A 19400-nucleotide genomic window follows, 5' to 3' on the forward strand; every position below is an offset into this window, starting at 1 on the left:
ACTTGCCCGGCTTTCGCTAATTACAGTACCAGCGCGGCGATAGACGCAGAGAGCACGCTCACCAGCGTAGAACCGTACACCAGCTTCAGGCCGAAGCGGGAAACCACGTTACCTTGCTCTTCATTCAATCCTTTAATTGCCCCGGCGATAATACCGATAGAGGAGAAGTTAGCGAAGGAGACCAGGAAGATAGAGATGATGCCTTCCGCACGCGGAGAGAGCGTGGCGGCAACTTTCTGCAGATCCATCATGGCGACGAATTCATTAGAAACCAGTTTGGTGGCCATAATACTCCCTACCTGCAGCGCTTCACCCGCCGGTACGCCCATAACCCAGGCTACCGGATAGAAGATATAGCCGAGGATCCCCTGGAAGGAGATGCTATAGCCGAACCAGCCGGTGACGGTGGCGAACAGGGCGTTCAGCGCGGAAATCAGCGCGATGAAGCCAATCAGCATGGCGGCAACGATAATCGCCACTTTAAAGCCCGCCAGGATGTATTCACCCAGCATCTCGAAGAAGCTTTGGCCTTCATGCAGGTTGGACATCTGCAGGTTTTCTTCGCTTTCGTCGACGCGGTACGGGTTAATCAGCGACAGAACGATAAAGGTGCTGAACATGTTCAGTACCAGCGCCGCGACCACATATTTCGGCTGCAGCATGGTCATGTACGCGCCCACGATAGACATGGAGACGGTAGACATCGCGGTCGCCGCCATGGTGTACATGCGGTTGCGGGACATCTTGCCAAGAATATCTTTATAAGCGATGAAGTTTTCGGACTGGCCCAGAATCAGGGAGCTGACAGCGTTAAAGGATTCCAGCTTGCCCATACCGTTGATTTTGGACAGGACGGTACCGATAGCGCGAATGACGATAGGCAGAATGCGAATATGCTGCAAAATACCGATCAGCGCGGAAATAAAGACGATCGGGCACAAAACTTTCAGGAAGAAGAACGCCAGACCTTTGTCGTTCATGTTGCCGAAGACGAAATTTGTCCCTTCATTAGCGAAACCGAGGAGTTTTTCAAACATCTCGGAGAAGCCCTTCACAAAACCCAGGCCAATGTCAGAGTTCAGGAAGAACCAGGCCAGCAGCACTTCAATGACCAGCAGCTGAATGACATAACGAATACGAATCTGCTTACGGTTGTGGCTGACCAACAGGGCCAGAATGGCCACCACTACGATCGCGAGAATAAAGTGCAGGACGCGGTCCATATTTGCTCCAAATATGAGGCAGGTTAAATTTCTGTGCACATTCTATGTAACAAGCGCAAAGAAAACGAGAGCTAGCACGCACTATTGCAAGGATATGTGACTAATGGCAAAAATAGTGATCAACCATGCATTTTTGTTATGTTACGTAAAGGTTTTAAAAGTTGCTCTCTTGTACTATTCTGGTGATTAATTAAAAGCGTTTATCAGTTCCCCCGGTTTTTCAGTTGCCGACCCGCTATCGTTCCCTCCTATCATAGCAATCATTATCACCATTCCAAATGAACTTGATAATCATTCGCATTTTGGTAGCATGAAACATAGCAAAGGCTATATTTCCAGAGGCAGAAAATGACAAACAGTCGCGTTGAGAATAGCAGCGGTCGCGCAGCGCGCAAGATTAAGCTCGCCCTGATGGGGCCGGCGTTCATTGCTGCCATCGGCTATATCGATCCGGGTAACTTCGCCACCAACATCCAGGCCGGCGCCAGCTTTGGCTACCAGCTGCTGTGGGTGGTGGTATGGGCTAACCTGATGGCGATGCTGATTCAGGTGATGTCGGCGAAGCTGGGCATCGCCACCGGAAAAAATCTGGCGGAGCAAATTCGCGACCATTATCCGCGTCCTGTGGTGTGGTTTTACTGGGTGCAGGCCGAAATTATCGCGATGGCGACCGATCTTGCCGAGTTTATTGGCGCGGCTATCGGATTTAAGCTGGTTCTCGGCGTGTCATTGCTGCAGGGCGCGGTGCTGACGGGGATTGCGACGTTTCTGATTCTGATGCTCCAGCGTCGCGGTCAAAAGCCGCTGGAAAAAGTGATTGGCGGGCTACTGCTGTTCGTCGCGGCGGCGTATGTCGTAGAGCTTATCTTCTCTCAGCCCGCGCTGGCGCCGTTAGCGAAAGGGATGCTCGTTCCATCTCTGCCGACCAGCGAGGCGGTGTTTCTTGCCGCCGGGGTGCTGGGAGCGACCATTATGCCGCATGTCATCTATTTACACTCGTCGCTCACTCAGCACCTGCATGGAGGCACGCGCAAAGATCGCTATAACGCCACGCGCTGGGATGTGGCGATTGCCATGACCATTGCTGGTTTTGTCAACCTGGCAATGATGGCGACCGCCGCCGCGGCCTTCCATTTCAACGGCCACACCGGAGTTGCCGACCTCGATCAGGCCTATCTGACGCTTGAACCCTTGCTGAGCCACGCGGCAGCCACCATCTTTGGCCTGAGTCTGATTGCGGCGGGTTTATCTTCTACGGTTGTTGGGACCCTGGCGGGGCAGGTGGTGATGCAGGGCTTTATCCGCTTTCATATCCCGCTGTGGTTTCGTCGGGCGATCACCATGCTGCCGTCGTTTATCGTGATTTTAATGGGCCTGGATCCCACGCGTATTCTGGTGATGAGCCAGGTATTGCTGAGTTTCGGTATTGCCCTCGCGCTGGTGCCGCTGCTGATATTCACCAGCGACTCGCGCCTGATGGGCGATCTGGTCAATTCCCGGTGGGTAAAACTGCTGGGGTGGGCGATTGTCGCAGTCGTTGTGGCGCTTAACGGCTGGCTGATTGTTGGGACGATATTTAGTTAAACGCGACAACGAGAAAGGGAGCCGGATGGCTCCCTTTTACAATAAATATTAATGATGACCGTGGCCGTGGCCGTGGCCGTGGCCATGTCCGCGACCGCCTGGTCCACGACCCCAACCGCCGCGTCGGTCATCACGATCATTCCAGCCTTCACGATAGCCGCGCTCGTAGGCTTTACGTTTATCCCAGCCGCGATGCCAGCCGTTATCGTGACGACGCCAGCGGTTATCGCGCCATTCATAGTGTCTACGCCAATAATCACGGTCGCGCCAGCCGCCACCGTCCCAGTAGTTACCATAATTGTCGCGATCGCCAATTTGTAATTTTATTGATGGCAACAGGGTGATTTCACCAGCATTAGCGACCAATGGCGCTGAAGCCAGAAGCACTGCAGCCAAAATCAGTGACCTGAACATACTCTTCTCCTTCACGATCGGGGCCGTTGTCGGCCTGTTAACCTGATATTACGGGGCGGTAAAGCCCCGTCGTATCGGAGGAACTCCTAAATCGCCAGTGAGAGCACTTTTTGCTAAAGTAACAATGAATTTACACCGCAAGGATCGCGTCGATGGTTGCCCGCTCTTCGGCGCTGAAATGGCGGTTTTCCAGCATGCCAACCGCATCGTCGAGCTGCGAGGTTTTACTGGCGCCAATCAGTACCGAAGTGACTTTCTCATCGCGCAGCACCCAGGCCAGCGCCATCTGCGAAAGCTTCTGTCCGCGGGATTCGGCCAGCGCGTCCAGCTGGCGAACTTTTTCCAGTTTGCTTTCGGTAAGCTGATCCGGTTGCAGGAACCGGCTACCGCTGGCGGCGCGGGAGTCAGCCGGAATGCCGTGCAGGTAACGGTTGGTTAACTGGCCGCCCGCCAGCGGTGAAAACGCTATACTTCCCACCCCCGAGGTGTGCAGGAAATCCAGTAATCCCTCTTCGACCCAGCGTTCAAACATCGAATATTTTGGCTGATGAATCAGGCACGGCGTGCCGAGATCGTTAAGGATGTTGACGGCTTGCCGGGCCTGTTCGAGCGGATAATTAGACAAGCCGACGTACAGCGCCTTGCCCTGGCGGACGATGTGGTCCAGCGCGCGCATGGTTTCCAGCAGCGGCGTTTCGGGGTCAGGGCGGTGGTGGTAGAAAATGTCGATATAGTCCAGGCCCATTCGTTTAAGGCTTTGATCGAGGCTGGCGATCAGGTACTTGCGCGATCCCCAGTCGCCATAGGGGCCGTCCCACATGGTGTAACCGGCTTTGCTGGAGATGATCAGCTCATCGCGATAGGGCAAAAAATCCTCTTTCAGAATACGGCCAAAATTGCTCTCCGCCGATCCCGGCGGTGGCCCGTAGTTATTGGCTAAATCGAAATGGGTTATGCCGAGATCGAATGCGTGACGCAGAAGCTGACGGCTGGTTTCCACCCGCGTTTCATCGCCAAAATTATGCCAAAGCCCCAGAGAAACTGCCGGTAGCTTTAGTCCGCTATGACCGCAGCGGCGGTATTCCATCGTTTGATATCGCGTGGCGTTTGCCTGGTAAACCATACTTCCTCCGCAGATAAAACAGGGTTGTGTATACGTTTACACTAAAGAATCTTTGGCGCCGAGTATACTCCCTGAACGCGTAAATTTTACTTGCCACCGCATTTGTTGGGTGCAATGTGGACAGCGCAACTGCTTATTCAATACTCAACTTATCTGCATGAGAGGAGAGTGGGGATATGCAACCGACTTACACCATTGGCGATTATCTGCTGGATCGTCTCGTAGACTGCGGTATAGACCGCTTGTTTGGCGTACCTGGTGATTACAATTTACAGTTTCTCGACAGCGTTATTGCGCATCGGAATTTAGGGTGGGTGGGTTGTGCAAATGAGCTAAACGCGGCCTATGCCGCTGATGGCTATGCGCGTATCAAGGGCGCAGGCGCGCTGTTGACCACCTATGGCGTCGGCGAGCTGAGCGCGCTGAACGGCATCGCCGGGAGCTACGCTGAACATGTACCGGTCCTGCATATCGTCGGTGCTCCCTGTACCGGCGCCCAGCAGCGCGGCGAGCTGCTGCACCATACGCTTGGCGATGGCGATTTCAGCCATTTTTCGCGTATGAGTGAACAAATTACCTGCTCTCAGGCGGTGCTGGCGGCGGGAAATGCCTGCCATGAAATAGACCGGGTTCTGAGCGAAATGCTCACCCATCATCGTCCTGGTTATCTGATGCTGCCGGCCGATGTGGCGAAGGCAAAGACCACGCCGCCTGCTCATCGTTTGCTTATTCAGGGGCTGCCCGCCGATGAGAACCAGCTGGCGGGTTTCCGCGAGCACGCCGGACGGATGCTAAGAAGCAGCCGTCGCGTATCGCTGCTGGCCGATTTTCTCGCCCAGCGCTATGGGTTACAAAACGCTCTTCGTGAGTGGGTGGCGAAGGTACCCGTTGCTTACGCCACGATGCTCATGGGCAAAGGTCTTTTTGATGAGCAACAGAGCGGTTTTGTCGGGACGTATAGCGGGATAGCCAGTGCGGAGGAGACTCGCGATGCTATCGAAAACGCGGATACCATTATTTGTATCGGTACGCGTTTTACCGACACTATTACCGCCGGTTTTACCCAGCACCTTCCACTGGAAAAAACGATAGAAATACAGCCCTTTGCCGTTCGGGTTGCCGATCGCTGGTTCAGCCGGATTCCCATGGAAAAGGCGCTCGCCATTTTAATCGAGCTCTCTGCCAGCCTGGCGGCAGAATGGGTTTCGCCGAATATTCAGGCGCCCGGCGTGAGCGGCGCGCCAGAGGGGAGCCTGACGCAGAAAAACTTCTGGAATACGGTACAGAAACAGCTCCGTCCTGGAGATATTATCCTTGCCGATCAGGGTACCGCCGCTTTTGGCGCCGCTGCGCTTAAGCTTCCGGTCGACGCGACGCTGATCGTCCAGCCGTTATGGGGATCGATAGGCTTTACCCTTCCTGCGGCCTACGGGGCGCAAATCGCGGCAGCGGAGAGAAGGGTGGTGCTGATTGTTGGCGATGGCGCTGCGCAGTTAACTATTCAGGAGCTGGGATCGATGCTCAGAGATAAGCAGCGTCCGCTGATTTTGTTGCTCAACAACGAAGGCTATACGGTCGAGCGCGCGATTCACGGTCCCGAGCAACGCTACAACGATATTGCGCTCTGGGACTGGAATCGTCTGCCTGACGCTTTCGCTCCGGACGTCCCCTCCCGCTGCTGGCGAGTGACGCGCACGCAGGAACTACAGGAAGCGATGAATAGCAGCGTCGCCTCAGACAGGCTGACGCTGGTGGAGGTGATACTGCCAAAAATGGATATCCCCGATTTTCTGCGTACGGTCACTCAGGCACTGGAAGAGAGAAACAGCCGCGTTTAATCGTTGGGGCGTTTGGCGATCATCAGCGGTTTCCCGGCAAGTAATAGCCAGGCGGGAAGCATAACGATGCACAGCAGCGGAAGTAACGTGGAGTCTGGCACCACGACCGCTGCCATAAACAGGCTCAACCAGCCATCGCGCGTCACCACCAGCGTCAGTCCGAGGATCGCGCAGGAAACGGTGATAGCGGCCGGGACGGCATCCACGTGCGCGTGAAGCATCAGTCCGAGCGCGACGCCGACGAACACCGCCGGGAAAATCCGCCCGCCGCGAAAGCCGCAGGCGGCAGCCAGCACCAGCGCCGCCATCTTCACCAAAGCAATAAGCATGAAATCGCTGGCGGTCAATGTCTGGCTAAAGGCTAATTGCTGCATTTCTTCGAGGCCTTTGAACAGGGTAATATGTCCACCGATGACGCCCAGGATCCCCAATAAAAATCCGCCAATACCGAGGGTTAAGATCGGATTTTTCAGCCGTTGCATCAGCGCGTGTAAACGCGGTAAGCACCAAACGCCAACCATGCCGACGGCAATAGCAATAAGCGTAACGATAGCCCCGCTAAAGATATCGACAAGCTGCCACTGATTGTACTGCGCGATAGGTAACGAAAAATTGGGGTGGAAAAATAGCCCGGTGGTCAAAGAGCCCGCCGCCGCGGCAAGCAATGGTGCGAAGAGCCGGTCCCAGAGCGGGACATCGTTACTGCTGTTCAGCGTTTGCGAAAAGATCAGCGCCGCAGCAACAGGCGTACCGAATAGCGCTCCGATGGTGCCGGAAGAGGCGAGGATCGTCCAGTCGAGCGCGCTGACGCGGGGGAAAATGCGTGAACCAAGGGCCACCGTCAGAGCGATATTAATTACCATAATAGGATGTTCCGGCCCCAGGCTAACGCCGCCTGCCAGGCCAATTATCAGCGCCGCGAGCAGGCCGGGCAGCGCGCTGGGGCTCACCGGGGCGCCAATGAGCGACTCGGTGGCCGGATCGGGTCCGGCGTGCCCTGGGCTAAAACGTACGACCAGACCTACGGCAATGCCGGTGCAGGTGAGAATAGCGATCGTCCAGAAAGGGCCGCTGGCGTTCATGCCCAGAGCTCCTGGCAGGTTACTCCAGAGAATCTTCTGCAACATGGCTGCCGTTTTCATCGCCACAATCAATACCAGGCTGGCAGCAATACCGATCACGATTGCGGGTATCGATAATAACAGCATCGTTCTGGCGCGCGGGTGCAGCATGAAAATATCCTTCTGAAAATTTCGAAGCACTACTTTGCCCGTACGCGTTTAGGACGTTGGCGCAAATGGTGCTGAAACGATAAAGTAACGAGGTAGCCTGACGATCGTGCCGCACAATATTTTCATAAATTACAGCCTAACTGTGACATGGGTCGCTAAACAAAGGGCACTTATACGTTGGTCGTTGTTGTTAGGTCGTCATGAATTTAGAGTGTGCCAAAGAATCATTTTGACTTTAGCGGAGCCGTAACGGAATGACAAAATTTGCTTTAGTAGGGGACGTTGGCGGAACGAATGCCCGTCTGGCGTTATGCGATCTTACAAGCGGGGAAATATCCCGTGCCAAGACCTATTCCGGGCTCGATTATCCCAGTCTTGAAGCCGTTGTTCAGGTCTATCTGGAAGAGCATAACGTCCAGGTAGAAGACGGCTGTATTGCCATCGCCTGTCCGATTACCGGCGACTGGGTGGCGATGACCAACCACACCTGGGCATTTTCTATCGCTGAGATGAAAAAGAACCTGGGTTTCTCGCATCTGGAAATCATTAACGATTTTACTGCGGTGTCGATGGCAATCCCCATGCTGAAAGCTGAACATCTGATTCAGTTTGGCGGCGCGAAGCCGGTGGAAGGTAAGCCGATTGCCGTCTATGGCGCAGGTACCGGGCTGGGCGTTGCTCATCTGGTACATGTTGATAAACGCTGGGTGAGTCTGCCGGGCGAGGGCGGCCATGTGGATTTCGCGCCCAATAGTGAAGAAGAAGGCATTATTCTGGAAGAGCTGCGTTCCGAGCTAGGGCACGTCTCCGCCGAACGCGTATTATCTGGGCCCGGGTTGGTCAATCTTTATCATGCGATCGTGAAGTCTGATGGGCGTCTGCCGGAAAACCTGCAGCCTAAAGATGTCACCGAACGCGCGCTGGCCGATACCTGCATCGATTGTCGTCGCGCCCTGTCGCTGTTTTGCGTCATTATGGGGCGATTTGGCGGTAACCTGGCGCTGACGCTCGGTACCTTTGGCGGCGTGTATATTGCTGGCGGCATTGTGCCGCGTTTCCTCGAATTCTTTAAAGCGTCCGGTTTTCGCGGCGGATTTGAAGATAAAGGCCGGTTTAAAGCCTTCGTCCAGGATATTCCGGTGTATCTGATCGTTCACGACAATCCGGGACTGCTGGGCTCCGGCGCGCACCTGCGTCAGACGCTCGGGCAGGTTCTGTAAGCGCCGAATCTTACCCGAATAAAACGTTTATTTGGGTAAGAAATCCTACAGATGCATGAGCTGGCGAAACTCTTTCACCTTGCTGCGGCTCACCGGAACCTGAAACTCAAGGTCACGAAGCCGCAGAATATAGGTGTTGTTGAACCAGGGTTCGATTTCGCGAATTTTGTTCAGATTGACGCAGTACGAGCGGTGACAGCGAAAAAAGTGTGCGGGCGGCAGCTTGTTGCAGAATTCCGTGATATTCATCGGCATCACGAACGATTCCTTCCGGGTATAAACAAACGTCATCTTTTCATGTGCTTCCGCGTAGTAAATATCGTGGATGCTGGTGACGATAATCCGCTCATCTTTAATCAGATTAATCGTGTCGTTTTCCCGGGTCGGATTGGGCGCTGCTCCGGTAGCTGTGCTAGCCTGCTGCTGTTGCAGCCAGGCGCCGGTCAGCTTTTGCAGCATGTTGATAATGCGCGATTCCTGGTAGGGTTTAAGGATGTAATCGAACGCCTCCAGCTCAAAGGCTTCCACCGCATGCTCTTTCCACGCGGTAATAAAAACGATAAAGGGCTTATGCGCGAACTGGCTGATGTTTTGCGCCAGCAGTACGCCATCCAGCGACGGGATGTTGATATCGAGAAAAATAGCGTCGACTTTGTTGTGCTGTAAAAACTTCAGCACATCGAGTCCGTCGTCAAAGGTACCGACAATCTCCATTTCGCTATGGGTATTAATCAACCAGGTGAGCTCTTGCTGCGCGAGGAACTCATCTTCCACAATGATGACTTTCATTTTATCTCCGCTCATGACAGCAGCGACTCCGTAGCCACCTGAGGCGCGTATTGGGTTGGCACATAGAAAGCGATTTCGGTCCCCGGCGTCAGGCGTCGGATATGCAGGCCTTCTCCGTACAGTAGCTTGACCCGGTGATGAACGTTGAGTAAACCGATTTTATTTCCCGGCATTTCGTCAGCTTCTACCCTTGCTACCACCGCGGGGTCGATACCGTTCCCCGTATCGCGAACGCTAATCCGTACTCGATTCCCGCACTCATTAATGCCGATGGTCACCACGCCTTTTCCTTTGCAGGGCTGAATTCCGTGGACGATAGCATTCTCCACCAGCGGCTGAATAAGCAGGCTGGGGATCATAAAACTGACTTCATCATCAATATCATAAATCACCGTCAGCTTATCGCCGAAGCGAGCCTGTTCAATCGCGATATAATCCTTGATTTGATACAGCTCCCTTTTGATATCTATTTGTTCATCATCTTTTAATTCAATGTTGTAGCGTAAATAGCGCGACAAATTAAAAATTAGCTGACGCGCGGTGTCTGGATTCATGCGAATCGACGACGAAATGGCGTTCAGGGCATTAAATAAGAAATGGGGATTAATTTTACTCTGCAGCGCGCGCAGTTCGGCTTTATTGGCCATTTCTCGGAGCTGTTCAGCGCGGGAGACCTCCAGCTGCGTGGAGATGATTTGCGACAGGCCAATCGCCATTTCCTGCAATGAAGAGGTGATGCGGTGCGCGTGGCAGTAATAGATTTTTAGCGTACCGGTGACGACGCCTTTTTCCCACAGCGGAATGACCAGCATGGAGTGTATTTCCGGCGTCCGATGAGCTTCATCATTGTTTTTGATAATGATTTTTCCATAGCGGATCGCCTGCTGCGTCGTCGGGCTGATAACGTCGTCGTTATCGCGGTAGTTGATTTCCCCGACACCGACGTAGGCCATCACCTGCTGGGTATTGGTAATGGCGACAGCATCGGCATTGATATCGCGGCGGATAATATCGCATACCTGACGCAGGGACTCGCTATTGACGTGGCGAAACAGCGGTAGCGTTTTGTTGGCGATGTCGAGCGCCAGTTTTGCCTGGCGGGCGGCGCTGGCTTCCTTTTCTCCCTCAACGCTCTGCACCAGCAAAACGATAAAGCCGATACATACGCTGCCGAGGATCATCGGAATACCGATTTTTGACACGATATCGATCCCCAACGCCAACGAAGGCGCCCATACGACCACGAGGATCATGGTTAACGTCTCACATAGCATCCCGGCGAGGATCCCCGCTTTCCAGCGCTGCGCTTTCGGTACTTTACGACTGATAAAACCGGAGAGCAGACCGGCGACGATGCTGGTAATAAAACAGGGGACGGCGGTGACGCCATCGATATCGATCAGGTAGCGATGTATCCCGGCGATCGCGCCGACAATCGCCCCAACCCAGGGACCGAATAGGATCCCGCCGGACATGACTGCGATAATACGCACGTTGACCAGCGATCCTTCGACCGGTACGCCTGACCAGGTACTGAACAGGGCAAAGAGAGAGAAGATCGCGGTAACGGCCAGCAGCTCTTTTGGCGTATGCGCGGATTTATGCAGAAGTTCACGAAACAGGCGCAGGCGAATGAGGAAAAAGAGACAAATCAGCATTAATGCCGCACGGTCAAAAACCGCCAGCAGCATAGTAAATATTTCGTGCATGTATGCGCCGTGTTAATCGCGAGAAAGCAATATGATAGAAAACCTCGCGGCAGAAGGCCAGCTGAAGGGATGAATAGGGAAAAGTATTACAAATAAAAGGGGATTAATGATAAAGGCCTGAGATTCAACAGCGTCTACCGATGAGAAATGATTCAAGTAAAATTATAGATATCAATATGTTAATTTTAATGAGTTAAGCGAGGTGGGTAAAGAACATTGCTGCCCTATTTTGCTGAACTGATGCCCGTTTTTAACGCCAGAATTTTTTTTTGCCTTTCCCCTCGACAGCGGGAATTTTTTCGGGTTATTTTCTAAACGTGCTGCACATGCAGCAGCGTCGCTCGGACGGTCCGGGCGCTAACGTTAATCCGAGGAATCTATGGCTGAATTCAGTCCTGAACGCCGTTTTACGCGTATCGATCGTCTCCCCCCGTACGTTTTTAATATCACCGCTGAACTGAAAATGGCTGCGCGACGCCGCGGCGAAGATATTATTGATTTCAGCATGGGTAACCCCGATGGCGCGACCCCGCCGCATATCGTCGAGAAGCTATGCACCGTTGCCCAGCGTCCCGATACGCACGGCTATTCCACCTCTCGCGGAATTCCGCGCCTGCGCCGGGCGATTTCACGTTGGTATCAAGAGCGTTATAACGTTGAGATCGATCCGGAATCAGAAGCGATAGTGACCATTGGTTCAAAAGAGGGCCTGGCGCATCTGATGCTGGCGACGCTTGACCATGGCGACACCGTACTGGTGCCCAATCCCAGCTATCCTATTCACATTTACGGTGCGGTGATCGCCGGAGCCCAGGTGCGCTCGGTACCTCTGGTTGAAGGCGTAGATTTCTTTAACGAGCTTGAGCGCGCCATTCGTGAGAGTTACCCGAAGCCGAAAATGATGATCCTCGGTTTCCCTTCCAACCCGACCGCGCAGTGCGTCGAACTGGAGTTCTTTGAGAAAGTCGTGGCGCTGGCGAAGCGTTATGACGTACTGGTTGTGCACGATCTGGCCTACGCCGATATTGTTTATGATGGCTGGAAAGCGCCCTCTATTATGCAGGTTCCCGGTGCGCGAGATGTCGCCGTCGAATTCTTTACGCTATCGAAAAGCTACAATATGGCGGGCTGGCGTATCGGCTTTATGGTTGGCAACAAAACGTTGGTTAATGCGCTGGCGCGTATTAAAAGCTACCACGACTACGGCACCTTCACCCCTCTACAGGTTGCAGCCATTGCGGCGCTTGAAGGCGATCAGCAGTGCGTTCGCGACATTGCCGAGCAGTATAAGCGCCGTCGCGATGTGCTGGTGAAAGGGCTGCATGAGGCCGGATGGATGGTGGAATGTCCGAAGGCGTCAATGTATGTATGGGCGAAGATCCCTGAACAGTATGCGGCGATGGGCTCGCTGGAGTTCGCTAAAAAGCTGCTGCAGGATGCTAAAGTCTGCGTTTCGCCGGGTATCGGCTTCGGGGATTATGGCGATACCCACGTACGCTTCGCTTTAATTGAGAATCGCGATCGTATCCGCCAGGCGGTGCGCGGCATTAAATCCATGTTCCGTGCAGACGGACTGCTGCCCGCATCGACGAAGCTAACCAGCGAAAGCAACGAATAAAAAAAGGAGCCGAGAGGCTCCTTTTTTTAACACCGTTACAGCTAGATCATCAGGGCGAAAGTCCCGGCCCAAACGATGACCATAAAAGAAATGCCCATTAAAAAATATTTCACGACTCATCACTCCGCGATCTCGGCGAGACGCCTTAAATGAATTTGACCTTCGTTGTTTGTTCAACTATCGCTCACAAAAAATTCACTTTTTTCAAGGGCGATAGCTGTAAATTCTGAGCTCAAACTGCTCCAGATGGCGCTAATGTACGCCTAAAAAATGAGGGAAACAAGAGCCATTTTTTTATTAATTTTTAGTTACTTACGAGTGTCGTGATTCGACGACACATTAATTTCATTCGGTATTAAATTTTATTCTGGCGACGGCCATCAACGATGATTTTCGTACTGATATAGTTGTTTGATTTTGGGCTTTTTTCTGCCTGAAAGCGGGGGAGGGATAGCGGGCGGATTCAGGAAGTTAATCATTTCGAAAGGCGCTATTCGTACGAAGAGCGTGCGAGGGTGAAAAGTAATGCTAAGACACAAGCGCGAAATAAAACCGTAGAGCCGATAAGCGATAAGGCCAGTGCCTTTAAGCCTGGCCAGGATAGGTAACTGAAGCGCTCCGTTAGTTTGGCCGCTGCCCTCTGTACCAGCAGGATGCCGCTGACCAATACCCCTTCGCTTCGTCTGCGGAGTATGACGATGAAACAGGCAATGATTGCTTCTTCCCGCAATAAGCGTACGCCAACTGAAGATTTGACGGCTCCTGAACGACTGGAAAGATCCGTCTGGTTGATACAACGTTCAGGGAGTCGGAGCCATGCTGGTATGCACGAATTTGCCGCTATCGCCAGGCAAAGCGCTATGCTAGTTGATACGAGATAATTTAACTGAAGTAGCTAAAGATCATAGTAAAACAGGGGAGTGAAGTATAAAGCCAGCTAGCAGATGAAAAGATACTCCTGTACGCATTTTCAGCTATAAATTACCTTCTCTTCGGCAGCAGAGCACGGACTATTCTAATTGACATTTTTGTAATATCAGAGGGCGGCTATGGATCATTTATTGTATTGTTCAGCGCCGCGTTAACACTATCTATCTCATTTTTACTCTTTTCGCAAATCTCATATTACACATCAAGATTCTCATTAACGTAGAGGGATTTCTTATCGAGCTCAGGGTTTAATTTCATGAATTCATCAATGAAGTCAGTAAGGGTTTTATTTTGTAAAGTGAATTGAGGTTCATTAATGATCTTTTTATTTAAAATAATCGTGGGCTCCCTGGCGAGCTCAAGGGGGCGACTGCTTATGGTATGCTCATAAATCTTCTCTACATCCTTGCTGATAATGTAAATTTTATTGATCGATATTGGCAGATTACTACTATTATCTGGAGAAAAATGGCAAAAAAGAGTGTTGTTAGCAGGATTTATTGCACTAACCTCTTTTGCTAAATGGTTGTGTTCGGGGCATTCTAGCAGTTCTCCAAGATTTTTTGAGGTAACATACCAAAGCCCAGAAACAATCGCTTTAAGCTGGATTTGTATTGCATGGTTACCTTGCTGCGTCTCTATAGCCGAAACGCTATCTTTCAGCTCTAAAACTCGATCTACCCTGGAATAATACGACCATGTCGCTTCGTTTTTTTTTAAAGTATCGCTTTGATTCACACTATAAAGAGATCGTTTGTTTATGCTTTCTTTATTCTGAGTCAGAGCAATATTTAACGTTCCTGTGATGCTAGTTAATTTTACGCACAGGTTTATTGCACCGATATCATGCCAGTGGAGTAAATCTTCAATCTCACAATCTAGCAGCTTTTGCGCGCGGGAAATGGAACAATATTCTAACGGCGGGATATTGTTTTGTTTCCATATGTTTCTTTCGGTTTTACTAATCATAATTACTTTCTTCTTACGAGATGGTTACTTTTGTGTTGTTGATGTTAATTTGGCAGTGAAAATATCTTATACGGTATTTGTTAGTAATGCTTTGATGAATTAGCACGATTCATATGATTTTTAGCTTGAATTCACATTAATTCGAAGTCCTATAATTTGATATGAGCTATATGCTTATTATAATTCATATTATATATTTTTATTATGAATGATTTGTTTGTTATTTATTTGTTGAGGGCATTTAAATCTCATCAATAGCGCGTTCCTTGCTGGAACAACTCAATATTAGATGTTTATTTCCACTAACCGCTCTTACGGCCTGTGGCATGATAATATTCATCTGCCCTGAAGCATCAGGTCTGCAAGAATTTGTAGATCGGTTTCTTAAATCACCACTGGCCAGGCTTTGCTGGTGCACTGAAAGCGAAAAATGAAGGGCGTTACCTGAAGGGCGTTAACTGTTGGTCTGGAAAAACTGATGAGAATGTCCCCTGCAGGAATCGAACCTGCAACTAGCCCTTAGGAGGGGCTCGTTATATCCATTTAACTAAGGGGACGACGCGCCGCATTATAGCGTTATTTTCGGCGCGCGTTAAGCTTGTGCGGGCCAACTGCTTAATCTATAGCCACTTAGCGTTTATTTCTCTCTGCAGCGGCACGGGCTTTCTTCTCATGGCTCATGTCATTGCGGATCTGCGCATGGCTTAATAAAGCGAAAATAAAGGTCCCGCCGCATATGTTGCCGGCAAGCGTTGGCAGAGCGAAAGGCCAGATAAATTCCTGCCACGGTAGCGCTCCGTTGAACACCAGATAGAAAATTTCGACGCTGCCAACCACGATATGAGTGGTGTCTGCCAGGGCGATAAGCCACGTCATCAGGATGATGACGATAATCTTTGCGGAACCCGCGGCAGGAAACATCCATACCATGGTCGCGACCAGCCATCCGGAGATAATCGCATTGGCAAACATCTCCAGCGGCGGATTTTGCATCACCTTCAGGCTAATTTTGAGAAAAGCCTCGCGAGTGGGATCATCAAACACGGGCATCACATCGAACGCCCATGCGGCGATCGCGGTCCCGATCAGGTTACCGGCCAGCACGACTCCCCATAGACGCAACAGCAGGCCGATATTGCCGAGCGTGGGCTTATGCATAATCGGCAGGACGGCGGTCACGGTGTTCTCGGTAAACAGCTGTTGGCGAGCGAGGATGACAATTACAAAACCAAAGGTGTAGCCGAGATTTTCCAGCAAAAAACCACCGGGAAGTTCGCTAAGATGAACATGGAAGATACCTTTGGCGACCAGCGAAGCCCCCATTGAAAGTCCGGCGGCAATCGCTGACCATAGTAGCGCCATAGCATCGCGCTCAAGCTCTTTCTCACCTTCCTGGCGAATCACTTCATGGGTAGCCATTGCCTGTGAAGGCAGCCGTTCTTCATCAACCTCAATTTCTTCACCATTCTGTTTTTCATCACTTTCTACCTCAACATCTTCACTATCATGGTGAGTTTGCGGTTTCATCACTTTTCCTCAACGATGGGTCTTTATTATAATCGTAGAGCGGTTTCGGCTGTTCGGGTCGGATAAGCTCCTAAATTCTTCACAATGACAAGATTAGCAATACGGAAATTGCAAAATGTGTATAGAATCGGGACATCAACAATGATGCTAAAAAAGGCTATGCTGAAAGCAGGCACATGCTTACGGGCGATATCTTAATGGAGGCAGCTGTCCCCCGATAACCCCCAGCGATAGCTAAAATTAACAGGGAGACACCTATGAATTTTCGCCTGTCGGCGCTTGCGCTTGGCGCCACATTGCTGGTGGGATGCGCCAGTTCTAGTTCTGGCGATCAACCGCAGGGGCGTTCAGATCCGCTTGAAGGCTTTAACCGTACCATGTTCAACTTCAACTTTAATGTTGTCGATCCCTATGTCCTTCGCCCGGTCGCGGTGGCGTGGCGTGATTATGTTCCGCAGCCTGCGCGTAATGGTCTGAGTAATTTTACCAGCAACCTTGAAGAGCCGGCGGTAATGGTGAACTCCTTCCTGAAAGGCGATCCCTATAAAGGAATGGTGCACTTTACGCGTTTCTTCCTGAACACCATCCTTGGGATGGGGGGCCTGGTTGATGTGGCCGGGATGGCGAATCCGAAACTGCAGCGCGTTGAGCCTGCGCGCTTCGGTAGCACGCTGGGTCACTATGGCGTCGGTTATGGTCCATATGTGCAATTGCCTTTCTACGGCAGCTTCACCCTGCGTGATGAGGGGGGGGATATGGCGGATGACTTGTATCCGGTTCTTTCCTGGCTGACATGGCCGATGTCTATCGGTAAATGGATGGTTGAGGGCGTTGAAACGCGCGCGCAGCTGCTGGATTCAGACGGCTTGCTTCGTCAGTCCTCCGATCCGTATATCTTAATGCGTGAAGCCTACTTCCAGCGTCACGACTTTATCGCCAACGGCGGTAAACTTTCTCCGAATGAGAACCCCAACGCCCAGGCGATTGAGGGCGATCTTAAAGATATCGATTCACAGTAACCGACGGGTTGAAAGTAAAAAGGGTGAACATGATGTTCACCCTTTTTTGTTGCTGCTGAGGATCAGAAACGGTAGTTGAAGTTCGCGCCGTAGAGCCAGGCTTTACCTTCTGATTTAAAGGTATATGGCCCTTCTGTAAATTCAACGTGCTGACCGTGCATATAGGACACACCGACGTCGACTGAGGCATCTTTATTAAAGGCGTAAGTCGTACCGGCGCTGAGCCACAGGCGATCCTGGTCCGGAATAGAGATAGAGCGATTGGAAGCCGGTACCGGGCTATCATCAAAGGCGATACCGGTACGGAAGGTCCAGTTATCGTCATGATAATAGGTGGTACCCAGCGCGATACGGTAGGAATCTTTAAAACCTTCGTCTTTATAGAACAGTGTTTCGCCACCGCTGGTTTTGGTTGCTTTCAGCTCCTGGAACTGGCTCCAGCTGGTGTAAGCCAGACTGTAGTGAACGGCCCATTTTGGCGCCACGCGGTTATACCCTGAAATTTCCCACATTTCTGGCAGATTCAACGTCAGAGAACCGCCAATCGTGGAGCCGCCGGTGCCGTACGGCAGGCCCAGGCCCAGAGCAGAGTTGATGGGGTTGAGGGAAGACGGCAGGCTGCTCTTATAATCCCCATCAAAATCAACTTTAATTTCAGAGCGATAGGTCAAACCGTAGCGGTTGTTTTTATCGACTTCATATAAAATACCGGCATTCCAGCCGAAGCCCCATTCATCCCCCTTCAGACGAGCAATTTGGGTGTCGCGGCTGATACCGCCGGCCTGTTGACCAATTGCCGCCGCCTGAGCCGGGGAGAGTTTGCCTGCTTTCACCATTCCCGGTAGCTGAGCGCCGATGATATCCGGTAAATCGCCCGCATAGCGCTCTAATTTCGCCCGCGCGTAGACGGCGTCAAAGCCCAAACCAAAACTCCAGTGGTCGTTGAGGCGATATGCGCCGCTCAGGTTCAGGTTGAGCGTTTCGAGATCGGTCGTACCGCCCATCGAGCCTGCGGCAAAATCGTTGTTGAACTCGGTGGCTAAACCATAGTTCGACGTGAGGGAGGCCCCCCAACCGAACTGGTCGTTAATCGGCGCCACGAAGTGCAGATTCGGCACCCATGCGGTTGGCGCGATATTGTCCTGGCTGGCATCATTACCGATAACTGAACTGCCGGTGACGTTGACATCAGGATCGACGAAAATGGCGCCGCCCGAGAAGGTTGGACGGTCGAACATCATAATTAACGCCGGGTTACGGCTGGCGTTGCCCGCATCATCAGCAATAGCGCCTTCACCTGAATAGGCGCGACCAAGGCCCGATGAAGAGAATTCGTTAAGCTGAAAGCCTGCTGACCAGGCCTGGGTTGAAACCATTGCTACAGCCACTGCAAGGGCAGATTGGGTAAGGCGGGTTTTCTGGCTCATGCCCATAACCTCATAGAGTTATTTTTTATTTAAACAATGTTACATGCTGTAACAGGAGCGCGAAGTGTAGGGTCTGCTTTACAACAGAGAAATCAGACCAGTGCGCTGAGTATAGGTCTGACCAGATGATATGTTGCAAGTTTGTTTATAAGTTTTTTCAATTGTGATCTAAGAAACGCGATCCAGTTGGCAATTTTGCTGGGGCAGCTGATACCCAAAGTGGGCGGTTTTTGTTTTGGATCATTTTTAAGTGTGATTTCGGTCACTTATCCCGTTTGTCGCCATTAACGACTGGAGGCTGGCATGCCCTGGGCGTAAAATAAGCACATTGTTTGTCTGGCACTTTGAGTGCATATACAGAGGAAATCTACGATGAGTAAATGCAGTGCTGATGAAACCCCGGTTTGCTGCTGTATGGATGTTGGCACCATTATGGACAACACCGATTGCACCGCATCCTATAGCCGCGTGTTTGCGAACCGTGCCGAGGCAGAAGAAACGCTCGCCGCATTAAGCGAAAGAGCGCGTAACGTTGAATCTGAGCCGTGCAAAATCACCCCGACCTTTACAGACGTAGAGGGTGGCGTGAAGCTGGATATCGATTTCGTGTTCAGCTGTGAAGCTGAAACCCTGATTTTCCAGCTCGGCCTGCGCTAATCCTTTCCCCGGACGCCCCTCATGGCAGGGGCGTTACCTTTTCTAATCAATGTGTTTTGGCTCCCACTTTTTCGCTTCCCCGATTGGCTTAATGTAAAATATTAGTTAAAACTGTTATCAG

16 protein-coding genes and 1 tRNA gene are annotated in these 19400 nt (G+C 51.6%); 6 read left to right on the forward strand and 11 right to left on the reverse strand.

The window, feature by feature from the left end:
• Nucleotides 1–20: 20 nt before the first annotated feature.
• On the reverse strand, nt 21–1223 hold the full coding sequence (locus GUC22_RS07080) for a NupC/NupG family nucleoside CNT transporter (protein ID WP_004104312.1): 1203 nt from the start codon (nt 1221–1223) through the stop codon (nt 21–23).
• 348 nt (nt 1224–1571) lie between these two features.
• On the opposite strand from GUC22_RS07080, the gene GUC22_RS07085 reads away from it, so the two are divergent.
• Nucleotides 1572–2807, forward strand: coding sequence for an Nramp family divalent metal transporter (locus tag GUC22_RS07085; protein WP_004870823.1), 1236 nt, complete (start codon nt 1572–1574; stop codon nt 2805–2807).
• Nucleotides 2808–2855: 48 nt separating this feature from the next.
• Here GUC22_RS07085 and GUC22_RS07090 read toward each other — a convergent pair whose 3' ends face one another.
• Both GUC22_RS07090 and mgrA read right to left on the reverse strand, forming a co-directional pair.
• Nucleotides 2856–3221: a DUF2502 domain-containing protein gene (locus GUC22_RS07090; protein WP_154915595.1), complete on the reverse strand. Its 366-nt coding sequence runs from the start codon at nt 3219–3221 to the stop codon at nt 2856–2858.
• Nucleotides 3222–3351: 130 nt separating this feature from the next.
• Entirely contained in the window at nt 3352–4344 is a 993-nt protein-coding gene (mgrA, locus tag GUC22_RS07095; protein ID WP_024359299.1) for an L-glyceraldehyde 3-phosphate reductase, read from the reverse strand.
• Between the two features lie 176 nt (nt 4345–4520).
• On the opposite strand from mgrA, the gene GUC22_RS07100 reads away from it, so the two are divergent.
• Nucleotides 4521–6182, forward strand: a complete 1662-nt coding sequence (locus GUC22_RS07100) for an alpha-keto acid decarboxylase family protein (protein WP_098066574.1) — start codon at nt 4521–4523, stop codon at nt 6180–6182.
• Here GUC22_RS07100 and GUC22_RS07105 read toward each other — a convergent pair.
• Entirely contained in the window at nt 6179–7414 is a 1236-nt protein-coding gene (locus GUC22_RS07105) for an ion channel protein (RefSeq protein WP_004870829.1), read from the reverse strand. The two genes, GUC22_RS07100 and GUC22_RS07105, sit on opposite strands and share 4 nt — an antisense overlap.
• A 254-nt stretch (nt 7415–7668) precedes the next feature.
• Between GUC22_RS07105 and glk the strand changes: the two genes are divergently transcribed.
• Complete coding sequence (glk, locus tag GUC22_RS07110; protein WP_082236901.1) at nt 7669–8634, forward strand: glucokinase; 966 nt, start codon at nt 7669–7671, stop codon at nt 8632–8634.
• A 45-nt stretch (nt 8635–8679) separates the two neighbouring features.
• Here glk and GUC22_RS07115 read toward each other — a convergent pair whose 3' ends face one another.
• Nucleotides 8680–9423, reverse strand: a complete 744-nt coding sequence (locus tag GUC22_RS07115; RefSeq protein ID WP_004870833.1) for a LytR/AlgR family response regulator transcription factor — start codon at nt 9421–9423, stop codon at nt 8680–8682.
• An 11-nt stretch (nt 9424–9434) separates the two neighbouring features.
• Nucleotides 9435–11114, reverse strand: a complete 1680-nt coding sequence (locus GUC22_RS07120; protein WP_162685387.1) for a sensor histidine kinase — start codon at nt 11112–11114, stop codon at nt 9435–9437.
• Between the two features lie 397 nt (nt 11115–11511).
• On the opposite strand from GUC22_RS07120, the gene alaC reads away from it, so the two are divergent.
• On the forward strand, nt 11512–12750 hold the full coding sequence (gene alaC, locus GUC22_RS07125; protein WP_004123291.1) for an alanine transaminase: 1239 nt from the start codon (nt 11512–11514) through the stop codon (nt 12748–12750).
• A 41-nt stretch (nt 12751–12791) separates the two neighbouring features.
• Here the strand turns inward: alaC and ypdK are convergent, their stop codons facing one another.
• The 4 genes from ypdK to GUC22_RS07145 form a co-directional block, all read right to left on the reverse strand.
• Nucleotides 12792–12863 (reverse strand): membrane protein YpdK, encoded by a 72-nt coding sequence (ypdK, locus tag GUC22_RS07130; RefSeq protein ID WP_077777854.1) that lies wholly within the window; start codon nt 12861–12863, stop codon nt 12792–12794.
• A gap of 1012 nt (nt 12864–13875) precedes the next feature.
• Nucleotides 13876–14649 carry a hypothetical protein gene (locus tag GUC22_RS07135; protein ID WP_004870838.1) on the reverse strand — a complete coding sequence of 258 codons (774 nt, stop codon included), beginning with the start codon at nt 14647–14649 and terminating at the stop codon, nt 13876–13878.
• 485 nt (nt 14650–15134) lie between these two features.
• Nucleotides 15135–15206, reverse strand: a tRNA-Arg gene (locus GUC22_RS07140).
• A 73-nt stretch (nt 15207–15279) separates the two neighbouring features.
• Nucleotides 15280–16176 (reverse strand): formate/nitrite transporter family protein, encoded by an 897-nt coding sequence (locus GUC22_RS07145; protein ID WP_154954868.1) that lies wholly within the window; start codon nt 16174–16176, stop codon nt 15280–15282.
• A gap of 257 nt (nt 16177–16433) precedes the next feature.
• On the opposite strand from GUC22_RS07145, the gene mlaA reads away from it, so the two are divergent.
• Nucleotides 16434–17195 (forward strand): phospholipid-binding lipoprotein MlaA, encoded by a 762-nt coding sequence (mlaA, locus tag GUC22_RS07150; RefSeq protein ID WP_004870841.1) that lies wholly within the window; start codon nt 16434–16436, stop codon nt 17193–17195.
• 62 nt (nt 17196–17257) lie between these two features.
• On the opposite strand, the gene fadL is transcribed toward mlaA, so the two are convergent.
• Nucleotides 17258–18622 carry a long-chain fatty acid transporter FadL gene (fadL, locus tag GUC22_RS07155; protein ID WP_049249965.1) on the reverse strand — a complete coding sequence of 455 codons (1365 nt, stop codon included), beginning with the start codon at nt 18620–18622 and terminating at the stop codon, nt 17258–17260.
• A gap of 372 nt (nt 18623–18994) precedes the next feature.
• Here fadL and GUC22_RS07160 point away from each other — a divergent pair, with 372 nt between their 5' ends.
• Nucleotides 18995–19279, forward strand: a complete 285-nt coding sequence (locus tag GUC22_RS07160) for a YfcZ/YiiS family protein (RefSeq protein ID WP_004870845.1) — start codon at nt 18995–18997, stop codon at nt 19277–19279.
• The last annotated feature ends 121 nt before the right edge of the window (nt 19280–19400 follow it).

The sequence above is a fragment of the Klebsiella sp. MPUS7 genome (assembly GCF_009905335.1).
Classification (GTDB): Bacteria; Pseudomonadota; Gammaproteobacteria; order Enterobacterales; family Enterobacteriaceae; genus Klebsiella; species Klebsiella grimontii.

What these genes read in the sequence shown, in the direction of transcription:
- GUC22_RS07120 (WP_162685387.1), bottom strand. Translation starts at nt 11,114, where the DNA reads ATGCTGCTGGCGGTTTTTGACCGTGCGGCATTAATGCTGATTTGTCTC.
- GUC22_RS07115 (WP_004870833.1), bottom strand. Translation starts at nt 9,423, where the DNA reads ATGAAAGTCATCATTGTGGAAGATGAGTTCCTCGCGCAGCAAGAGCTC.
- mlaA (WP_004870841.1), top strand. Translation starts at nt 16,434, where the DNA reads ATGAATTTTCGCCTGTCGGCGCTTGCGCTTGGCGCCACATTGCTGGTG.
- GUC22_RS07100 (WP_098066574.1), top strand. Translation starts at nt 4,521, where the DNA reads ATGCAACCGACTTACACCATTGGCGATTATCTGCTGGATCGTCTCGTA.
- GUC22_RS07135 (WP_004870838.1), bottom strand. Translation starts at nt 14,649, where the DNA reads ATGATTAGTAAAACCGAAAGAAACATATGGAAACAAAACAATATCCCG.
- GUC22_RS07085 (WP_004870823.1), top strand. Translation starts at nt 1,572, where the DNA reads ATGACAAACAGTCGCGTTGAGAATAGCAGCGGTCGCGCAGCGCGCAAG.
- mgrA (WP_024359299.1), bottom strand. Translation starts at nt 4,344, where the DNA reads ATGGTTTACCAGGCAAACGCCACGCGATATCAAACGATGGAATACCGC.
- GUC22_RS07090 (WP_154915595.1), bottom strand. Translation starts at nt 3,221, where the DNA reads ATGTTCAGGTCACTGATTTTGGCTGCAGTGCTTCTGGCTTCAGCGCCA.
- fadL (WP_049249965.1), bottom strand. Translation starts at nt 18,622, where the DNA reads ATGAGCCAGAAAACCCGCCTTACCCAATCTGCCCTTGCAGTGGCTGTA.
- GUC22_RS07080 (WP_004104312.1), bottom strand. Translation starts at nt 1,223, where the DNA reads ATGGACCGCGTCCTGCACTTTATTCTCGCGATCGTAGTGGTGGCCATT.
- glk (WP_082236901.1), top strand. Translation starts at nt 7,669, where the DNA reads ATGACAAAATTTGCTTTAGTAGGGGACGTTGGCGGAACGAATGCCCGT.
- GUC22_RS07105 (WP_004870829.1), bottom strand. Translation starts at nt 7,414, where the DNA reads ATGCTGCACCCGCGCGCCAGAACGATGCTGTTATTATCGATACCCGCA.
- GUC22_RS07145 (WP_154954868.1), bottom strand. Translation starts at nt 16,176, where the DNA reads ATGAAACCGCAAACTCACCATGATAGTGAAGATGTTGAGGTAGAAAGT.
- GUC22_RS07160 (WP_004870845.1), top strand. Translation starts at nt 18,995, where the DNA reads ATGAGTAAATGCAGTGCTGATGAAACCCCGGTTTGCTGCTGTATGGAT.
- alaC (WP_004123291.1), top strand. Translation starts at nt 11,512, where the DNA reads ATGGCTGAATTCAGTCCTGAACGCCGTTTTACGCGTATCGATCGTCTC.